Source organism: Micromonospora sp. NPDC003776 (assembly GCF_053605645.1).
This window is the reverse complement of sequence record NZ_JBSGJR010000536.1, coordinates 1-4,797: the sequence shown is the minus strand read 5'-3', so window position 1 is coordinate 4,797 and position 4,797 is coordinate 1. Positions and strand designations below refer to the sequence as shown.

Below are 4,797 nucleotides of genomic sequence, written 5' to 3'. Positions count from 1 at the left end.
CTGTCGCCGTACCTGATGGAGATGGTCGCGGCCGCGGTGGCGCGGGACATCGTGGTCGGGTTCAACACCAACGCCACCCTGCTGAGCCGGCGGCGCAGGTCGAGGGCGTAGCGCACGCGCAGGTAGACGAACGCGCCGGCGCCGGTGAGCACCACCAGCATCGCGGCGGCGAAGCCGGCGACCAGCCGGACGCGCAGCGGCAGACCGCCCCACCGGGCCGTCCACCGACGCGGTCGCGGCATGTCAGCCACCGTCCGGGCGCAACCGGTAGCCGACGCCCCGCAGGGTTTCGATGGCGTGCCGGCCGAACGGCTTGTCGACCTTGGCCCGCAGGGTGGCCACGTGCACGTCGATGACGTTGGAGCGGATGTCCGTCTCGCCGTCCCACACCTCGTCGAGGATCTGGTAGCGGGTCAGGCACTGCCCGGCCCGGGTCATCAGCAGGGCCAGGATGTCGAACTCCCGGGCGGACAGGTCGACCTCGGTGTCACCGCGGAACACCCGCCGCCGGGCCGGGTCGAGCAGCAGGTCACCGGCGCGGACCTCGGCGGGCGCCGGGCCGGCGGACCGGCGGTGCAGGGCACGCAACCGGGCGAGGAGCTCGTCGAACGAGAACGGCTTGGTGAGGTAGTCGTCGGCGCCCGAGTCCAGGCCGGCGACCCGGTCGGGGACCTCCCCGCGGGCGGTGAGCATCAGCACCGGCACCTGGTTGCCCTGCTGCCGCAGGGCCCGGCAGACCGCCGTGCCGTCGAGGCCGGGCAGCATGACGTCGAGCACCACCGCGTCGTACGGCCCGGTGGCCGCGGCGAGCAGCCCCTCGGAGCCGGTGTACCGGATGTCGACCGTGTGTCCGGCTTCGCGCAGCCCTTGGGCGAGCAGGTCGGCCAGCCGCCGCTCGTCCTCCACCACCAGGACCCGCACCGGGCCTCCTTCCATCATCCCGCCCCGCCATCAAGTGCAGCACACCGCGCGCGATCTTCATCTGCCCTTCATGTCCGCCTGCCTACCGTCGGCAGCCGGACGTGGGAGGAACCGCATGAACACCCGACTCTTCTTGGAGATCAACGACCTGGCTCGGGCGACACCCTGGTTGCACGCCCCGATGGCCGGCTACGCGAAGTACGGCGTGGTGCTCTTCGCCGTACTGCTGCTGGCCGGCTGGTGGACCGCCCGCCTCCGCGGGGTCGGGCTGCCGGCGGCGGTGTGGGCGCCGGTCGGCATGCTGCTCGCGGTGGCGGTCAACCAGCCGATCGTGTCGCTCGTGCACGAGCCCCGGCCGTACACCACGCTGCCGGGCATCCTGGTGCTGGCCGACCGGAGCACCGACCCGTCGTTCCCGTCGGACCACGCCACCATGGCCGGGGCGGTCGCGGCCGGCCTGCTGCTGGTGAGCTGGCGGCTCGGCCTGCTGGCCACGGCCGCCGCCGCGGTGATGGGCTTCGCCCGCATCTACATCGGGGCGCACTACCCGCTCGACGTGCTGGCCGGTTTCGCGGTCGGCGCCACCGTGGCCCTGCTCGGCTACCTGCTCGCGCGCCGCCCGATCGGCGCCGCCCTGGACCGGCTGGACCACACCCCGCTGCGCCCCCTGCTGCGGCCCGGCGGCCCGGCGGCGGCCGACCGGGTCGCCCCGGCACGCCGGTGACCGGTCATCTCACCGACCTGGTTGCCCACTACGGCTACCTGGGGATCGCCCTTCTGGTCGGGGTGGAGGGCTTCGGCATGCCGGCGCCCGGCGAGACCGCGATCATCGCCGGCGCCGGCTTCGCCGCCCACGGTGAGCTGAACGTCGTCGGGGTCGCGGTGGCGGCGTTCCTGGCCGCGGTGGTCGGGGACAGCATCGGCTACCTGATCGGCCGCACCGGCGGCCGGTCGCTGATCCTGCGGTACGGCCGGTACGTCCGGCTCACTCCGGACCGTTTCGCCCGCCTGGAGGCGTTCATGGGCCGCAACGGGCCGAAGGTCGTCGCGGTGGCGCGGTTCGTGGAGGGGCTGCGGCAGTTCAACGGGATCATCGCCGGGGCCACCGGCATGCCCTGGCGGCGCTTTGTCGCGTACAACGCCCTCGGCGCCGCCGCCTGGGTCGGGGTCTGGGTCACCGCCGGCTACCTGGCCGGGGACCACCTGCGGGCCATCGAGGCCGAACTGCACCGCTACCAGGGTTACGCCCTGGCCGCCGGCATCCTCGCGGCCCTCGCCTGGGTGGCCTGGCGGGTGCGTCGCCGGAAGGCCGCGGCGCGGCGCTGACCCGCCGCGCGTCTTCATCCCCACTTCATGTGTGATCTTTAGCGTCCGGGCCATGAGCGATGTGCTGGCGGTCAACGCCGTCAACCTCACCAAGACCTACGGTCCACTGACCGCGGTCGACGACATCACCGTGCAGGTCGCCCAGGGCGAGGTGTACGGCGTGCTGGGCCCGAACGGGGCGGGCAAGACGACCTTCCTGCGGATGCTGTTCGGGCTGATCCGGCCCGACCACGGCACCCTGGAGGTCTTCGGCCGGTCCTGGCGGGACCACGGCGTCGGCGCCCTCACCGGCGTCGCCGGATTCATCGAGAGCCCGAAGTTCTACCCGACCCTGTCCGGCCGGCGGAACCTGCGCCTGCTCGCCGGCCTGGACGGCGGGGACGCCGCCGACCGGGTCGACGAGGTGCTGGACCTGGTCGGCCTGGCCGACCGCCAGCACGACCGGGTCCGCGGCTACTCCTTCGGCATGCGGCAACGCCTCGGTGTCGCCTCCGCGCTGCTGCGCGCCCCGCGGCTGCTGGTGCTCGACGAACCGGCCAACGGCCTGGACCCCGCCGGCATCCGCGACATGCGCGACCTGGTCCGCCGCCTCGCCGACACCGGGCTGACCGTGCTCCTGTCCAGCCACGACATGGCCGAGGTGGAGCAGATCTGCGACAACGTCACGATCATGAAGTCGGGTTCGGTGGTGCACCACGGCTCGATCGCCGCGCTGCGCGAGCAGGCCCCAGAGCAGGCGCACCGGATCACCACGACCGACGACGACCGGGCCGCCGGCCTGGCCCGCGCCCGCGGGCTGGAGGTCACCGCGACCGGCGACGGACTGGCCGTGCGCGGCCCGCAGAAGGACGTCGACGGGCTGATCGCCGACATCGTCGACGCGGGCGTCGCACTGCGCGGCCTCACCCGCGACGAGACGCCGCTGGAGGCGCTGTTCTTCATGCTCACCGAATCCGCCCCGGCCGGACCACCCGCCGGCCTCGACGCCGCCACCGGAGCCCGCCGATGACCGCCACCGCCGTACCCGCCGTCGCCCCGACCGCCCGCCGCCGGCCCGGCACCGCCACCGTGCTGCGCTGGGAGGCCGCCAAGCTCGCCGCCCAGGTGCGCAGCCGCGCCCTGCTCGTGGGCGCGGTCGTCGTCCCGATCGCGGTCGTGCTGATCTTCAACAGCCAGCTGCCGCCCAAGGACACCATCTACGGCCGGCACATCCACACCAGCGGCTACGCCGTCCCGCTGTTCGTGCTGGCCTTCGCCCACCAGTGGGTGCTGCCGCTGCTCGCCGCCCTGGTGGCCGGGGACATCTTCGCCAACGAGGACCAGCACGGCACCTGGAAGACCATCCTCACCCGCTCGGTCAGCCGCACCCAGGTCTTCTGGGCCAAGACCCTCACCGCGGTCGGGTTCAACCTCCTCGTCCTGGCCCTGCTCGCGGCCAGCACCATCACCACCAGCCTGCTCGTCGTCGGCCGACAGCCCCTGCCCGGGCTCAGCGGTCAGCTCATCGCACCCGGCGACGCGCTGCCCTTGGTCGTCGCGAGCTGGGCCACCGCGATCGCGCCGGTGCTCGGCTTCACCGCCCTGGCGATCCTGCTGTCGGTGACCACCCGCAACCCCACCATCGGGGTCGCCGCACCGGTCGTCCTCGGCATGATCATGCAGCTGGTCAGCAGCCTCGGCGGCCTCAACCAGGCCCGCCGGCTGCTGCTGACCACCCCGTTCGAGGCCTGGCACGGCCTGCTCACCGCGCACCCCTTCCACGCGCCGGTCACCACCGGCGCGCTGGTCAGCGGCGGCTGGCTGGTCGTCTGCCTCACCCTCGCCTACCTCTACCTGCGTCGCCGCGACATCACCGGAGGCTGACCAATGAACCGACACCGCCTGCGCGGCATCACCCTCGCCGCCGCGCTCACCGTCGCGCTGGCCGGCTGCGGCCACGAGGACGTCACCAAGGCCCGGCTCGAACAGGCCATCGGCCCCGCCTTCGCCAACCTGTACGTGCAGCGCGCCGCCCTGCTCGGCGAGCCGGGGGTGACCGTCGCCGGCATCGGCGCCACCGCCAGCTGCGACCGCGGCGGCCCGAAGGTCCCGGACGTCGGCCCCGGCCCCGACTGGATCTGCATGATCCACTTCCGGGACGACCAGGGCCAGATCCAGGACGGCAAGTTCGAGGTCCAGGCGAAGTCCGACGCCACCTACGTCGCCGGCGGGCCGTCGAAGCTCGTCGGCCAGGCGGTGCTCACCGACCGCCACGGCCACGACGTGCCCAACCCGGTGTTCGAGTGGGACGGCGCCTTCGACCCCGACCACTGACCCAGGGCTCAGCCAAGCCTTGCCTCGCTGGCGGGCCCGGTCGCCGCTGGGCAGGATGGGCCGGTGAGCACAGAGGTACGCAACACGGACGACGTCGTCGAGCCGGCGGCGCACGGCGGGGAGCCGCACCGGGCCGGCGGGCTCGCCAGCCGGTTGAACTGGCTGCGCGCCGGGGTGCTGGGCGCCAACGACGGCATCGTGTCGGTGGCCGGCATCGTGGTCGGGGTGGCCGGCGCC

The 4,797-nt window shown here is 73.6% G+C and carries 7 protein-coding genes; 5 read left to right on the top strand and 2 right to left on the bottom strand.

Going from position 1 to position 4,797, the window contains the following annotated elements; genetic code table 11:
- Nucleotides 1-242 (bottom strand): hypothetical protein (locus ACWEVO_RS30265; RefSeq protein ID WP_452310877.1); only part of this gene is annotated, 242 nt, incomplete at its 3' end.
- A gap of 1 nt (nucleotide 243) precedes the next feature.
- Nucleotides 244-921: a response regulator transcription factor gene (locus ACWEVO_RS30260; protein WP_452310876.1), complete on the bottom strand. Its 678-nt coding sequence runs from the start codon at nucleotides 919-921 to the stop codon at nucleotides 244-246.
- Nucleotides 922-1,036: 115 nt separating this feature from the next.
- Between ACWEVO_RS30260 and ACWEVO_RS30255 the strand changes: the two genes are divergently transcribed.
- From ACWEVO_RS30255 to ACWEVO_RS30235, 5 genes are read left to right on the top strand one after another with little or no spacing between them, the layout of a single operon-like run.
- Nucleotides 1,037-1,645 (top strand): phosphatase PAP2 family protein, encoded by a 609-nt coding sequence (locus ACWEVO_RS30255; RefSeq protein ID WP_452310875.1) that lies wholly within the window; start codon nucleotides 1,037-1,039, stop codon nucleotides 1,643-1,645.
- Nucleotides 1,642-2,247 (top strand): DedA family protein, encoded by a 606-nt coding sequence (locus ACWEVO_RS30250; protein WP_452310874.1) that lies wholly within the window; start codon nucleotides 1,642-1,644, stop codon nucleotides 2,245-2,247. The genes ACWEVO_RS30255 and ACWEVO_RS30250 overlap by 4 nt, the downstream gene beginning before the upstream one ends.
- A 52-nt stretch (nucleotides 2,248-2,299) precedes the next feature.
- Nucleotides 2,300-3,256 (top strand): ABC transporter ATP-binding protein, encoded by a 957-nt coding sequence (locus ACWEVO_RS30245; protein WP_452310873.1) that lies wholly within the window; start codon nucleotides 2,300-2,302, stop codon nucleotides 3,254-3,256.
- The gene (locus ACWEVO_RS30240; RefSeq protein ID WP_452310872.1) at nucleotides 3,253-4,110 is read left to right on the top strand and encodes an ABC transporter permease; all 858 of its coding nucleotides are present in this window, start codon (nucleotides 3,253-3,255) and stop codon (nucleotides 4,108-4,110) included. Before ACWEVO_RS30245 ends, ACWEVO_RS30240 begins: the two co-directional genes overlap by 4 nt.
- 3 nt (nucleotides 4,111-4,113) lie before the next feature.
- Nucleotides 4,114-4,560 (top strand): hypothetical protein, encoded by a 447-nt coding sequence (locus ACWEVO_RS30235; protein ID WP_452310871.1) that lies wholly within the window; start codon nucleotides 4,114-4,116, stop codon nucleotides 4,558-4,560.
- The last annotated feature ends 237 nt before the right edge of the window (nucleotides 4,561-4,797 follow it).

Bases quoted from the DNA above. Each gene is read 5' to 3' on its own strand.
- ACWEVO_RS30255 (WP_452310875.1), top strand. From the start codon at position 1,037: ATGAACACCCGACTCTTCTTGGAGATCAACGACCTGGCTCGGGCGACA.
- ACWEVO_RS30245 (WP_452310873.1), top strand. From the start codon at position 2,300: ATGAGCGATGTGCTGGCGGTCAACGCCGTCAACCTCACCAAGACCTAC.
- ACWEVO_RS30240 (WP_452310872.1), top strand. From the start codon at position 3,253: ATGACCGCCACCGCCGTACCCGCCGTCGCCCCGACCGCCCGCCGCCGG.
- ACWEVO_RS30235 (WP_452310871.1), top strand. From the start codon at position 4,114: ATGAACCGACACCGCCTGCGCGGCATCACCCTCGCCGCCGCGCTCACC.